Origin of the sequence: Nocardioides sp. CPCC 206348, from assembly GCF_048654705.1 — a bacterium.
Taxonomy (GTDB): Bacteria; Actinomycetota; Actinomycetes; order Propionibacteriales; family Nocardioidaceae; genus Nocardioides.
Genome location: NZ_JBMCZA010000102.1, coordinates 1 through 2,370, shown reverse-complemented (window position 1 = coordinate 2,370; position 2,370 = coordinate 1). Strand labels below are relative to the sequence as shown.

4 protein-coding genes are annotated in these 2,370 nt (G+C 68.2%); 2 read left to right on the top strand and 2 right to left on the bottom strand.

Translation table 11 applies throughout. The annotated features are described in order from the left end of the window. Nucleotides 1-74: 74 nt before the first annotated feature. On the bottom strand, nt 75-452 hold the full coding sequence (locus ACOADB_RS05115) for a hypothetical protein (RefSeq protein ID WP_378596862.1): 378 nt from the start codon (nt 450-452) through the stop codon (nt 75-77). Continuing rightward, nucleotides 452-808 (bottom strand): nuclear transport factor 2 family protein, encoded by a 357-nt coding sequence (locus tag ACOADB_RS05110; RefSeq protein WP_378596861.1) that lies wholly within the window; start codon nt 806-808, stop codon nt 452-454. Before ACOADB_RS05110 ends, ACOADB_RS05115 begins: the two co-directional genes overlap by 1 nt. A 124-nt stretch (nt 809-932) precedes the next feature. Here ACOADB_RS05110 and ACOADB_RS05105 point away from each other — a divergent pair, with 124 nt between their 5' ends. Continuing rightward, complete coding sequence (locus ACOADB_RS05105; RefSeq protein WP_378596860.1) at nt 933-1,802, top strand: branched-chain amino acid ABC transporter permease; 870 nt, start codon at nt 933-935, stop codon at nt 1,800-1,802. A gap of 4 nt (nt 1,803-1,806) precedes the next feature. Beyond that, a partial coding sequence (locus tag ACOADB_RS05100) for an ABC transporter permease subunit (protein WP_420280543.1) occupies nt 1,807-2,370 on the top strand: 564 nt, incomplete at its 3' end.

Genomic DNA, 2,370 nt, shown 5'->3' with positions numbered 1-2,370 from the left:
CGAGGTGTACGCCGACGGCGGCTACACCGCCCGCTGAGCTCTCGGGCCCGGGCCAGGCCCGGGTCGGGCCTGGGTCAGGCCTGGGGGAACTCGACCTCGGGCGTGCGGCAGATGAGCAGCCGGCGGCACTTGTCGCTGGCGCTGTCGATCATGGCCGAGGCGTTGAACGACGCCTCGAAGTCGCCGTCGCGGGTGGTCTGGCCGAGCACCAGCTCGACGTCGCCGACGCGGGCGCCCTTGGCGACGTGGTGCACGAGCACGCTCTTCTCGCGCTGGTCGAGGTAGCGCTTGAGGCCGGCGCGATCGCCGACGAACTCGGCGGACTGGCCGCCGCCCTGGGAGAACTGCACCGACATCACGAAGTCGTCGGTGATCAGGCCGAGGACCCGCTCGGGCTCGTCGGAATCCATGATCTCGAACCAGCGCTCGAGGAAGGGCGTCGTCGTACTCATCAGTCCTCCATCAGGTCGTGCTCGGTGTCGAAGGTGACCTGGTAGCTCGCGATCAGGCCGTCGGGTCCGAGACGGACGCCGGAGAGGAACCGGCCGGTCGTGGTGTCGCCCTCGGTCACCTTGCCGTAGACGAACTCGACGTCGTCATCGCGTGTCTGGCGCAGCACCACGTGGGCCCTGTTCGAGACGCCGCGGCCGCCGAGATAGGAGCGCATCGCGTCGCGTCCCTGGTCGCGTTTGGCGCCGGCCGGCAGCACCATCACGAAGCGCACGGCGGGGTCGAGCAGGTCCAGGGCGTCGTCGATGCGGCCCTCGTCGATGGCCCGGTAGTAGCGGGCAAGCGTGGTCTCGGACATGAAACTGAAGTTAGTTCAAATTGCTGGAGTTTGTCGAGACCGAGGGGTTGCCAGCGTGGCGACCGTCACCTAAATTGAACTCAAGTCAGTTCAGTTTGAAGCTCGTCGACATCAAAGGAGAGTCATGGACCAGCTGCTCGTCACCGTGCTGAGCGGGGTCGCGAACGGAGCCGTCTACGGCCTGGTCGGGCTGGGTCTGGTGATCATCTTCCAGTCGACCGACGTCATGAACTTCGCGATGGCCGCCATGGCCACGACCGCCGGCTACGTCGCCCTGAGCATGGTCGACGCCGGGGTCGCCCTGGTCATCGCGCTCATCGCCGCCGTCGGCTTCGCGTCGATGTTCGGCCTCGCCGTGCGCGAGGTGTTGATCCGCCCACTGGGGGAGGGGCGGCTGTTCGCCGCCCTCGTGGTGACCATGGGCGTCGCCATCGGGACCGAACACTTCGTCGGACGCCACTGGGGTGAGCAGCCCAAGGCCTTCCCGCGGCTCCTCGACGGCTCGGTGGCGATCGGCGACTCGCGGATCCAGACCCAGGACCTGCTCGTGATCGTCGTGGCCGTGCTGGCCATGGCCGCCGTCGCGATGCTCTTCCAGCGGACCTCGCTCGGCTCGGCCATGCGCGCCGTCGCCGAGTCGTCGGAGACCGCCCGTGTGCTCGGCATCAACTCCCAGAAGGTCGCCCGGATCGCCTGGGCGCTCGGCGTCGGCCTCGCCACGCTGGGCGTCCTGCTCTATGCGCCCAACGTCGGGATGACTCCGGTCGTGCTCGCACCGGTGCTCTTCCGGGCCTTCGCCGGGATCCTCCTCGGCGGACTGACCAGCATGACCGGTGCCGTCGTCGGCGGCCTGGTGATCGGGGTTCTCGACAACCTCGCCGCGACCTACATCTCTGCAAGTTTCCGGGACACCTTCGTGTTCTCCGTCGCCGTCCTCGTGCTGCTCGTGCGGCCGCAGGGCATCTTCGGCCGCCAGGCCTTCGTGAGGGTGTGACCAGATGAGTCTCGACATCAAGACCGCCGACCGACCCACTCCTGTCCGGCAGGAGCCGGCACCGGCCTGGCACCACGCCTGGCCGTGGATCCGCCTCGCGTCCGGCCCGGTGGCCGCCGTGCTCGCGATCCTGGTGCTGATGTCCGGCGCCATCCCGCCGTACACCGTCTTCACCGTGGGGCTCGGCGCCGTCTACGCCCTCGTGGTGCTCTCGCTGAGCCTGCTCGCGTCGTGGACCGGCATCTGGTCGATCGGCCAACCGGCCCTGCTCGCGATCGGTGCGTACGCCGTCGCCTACGGCTCCTCGCACGACTGGTCGCTGCCGCTCACCATCGTGCTGGTGCTCGGCGGGTGTGCGCTGATCGGTGCCTTCCTCGGCTTCGTCGGCTCCCGCTTCTCCGTCTTGTACGTCGCCCTGTTGACGCTCGCGTTCACGCTGGTCTGCCTGGAGATCATCAACGTCTGGGCCGACGTCACCAACGGCGACCAGGGCGTCGCGGTGAACATCGTCTCGACGCCGTTCGGCGACATCTTCCCTTCCTCCAACGAGGCGATCTACGTCGTGATC

Excerpts from the sequence above, each read along its gene's own strand:
- ACOADB_RS05115 (WP_378596862.1), bottom strand. The coding sequence starts at position 452 with ATGAGTACGACGACGCCCTTCCTCGAGCGCTGGTTCGAGATCATGGAT.
- ACOADB_RS05110 (WP_378596861.1), bottom strand. The coding sequence starts at position 808 with ATGTCCGAGACCACGCTTGCCCGCTACTACCGGGCCATCGACGAGGGC.
- ACOADB_RS05105 (WP_378596860.1), top strand. The coding sequence starts at position 933 with ATGGACCAGCTGCTCGTCACCGTGCTGAGCGGGGTCGCGAACGGAGCC.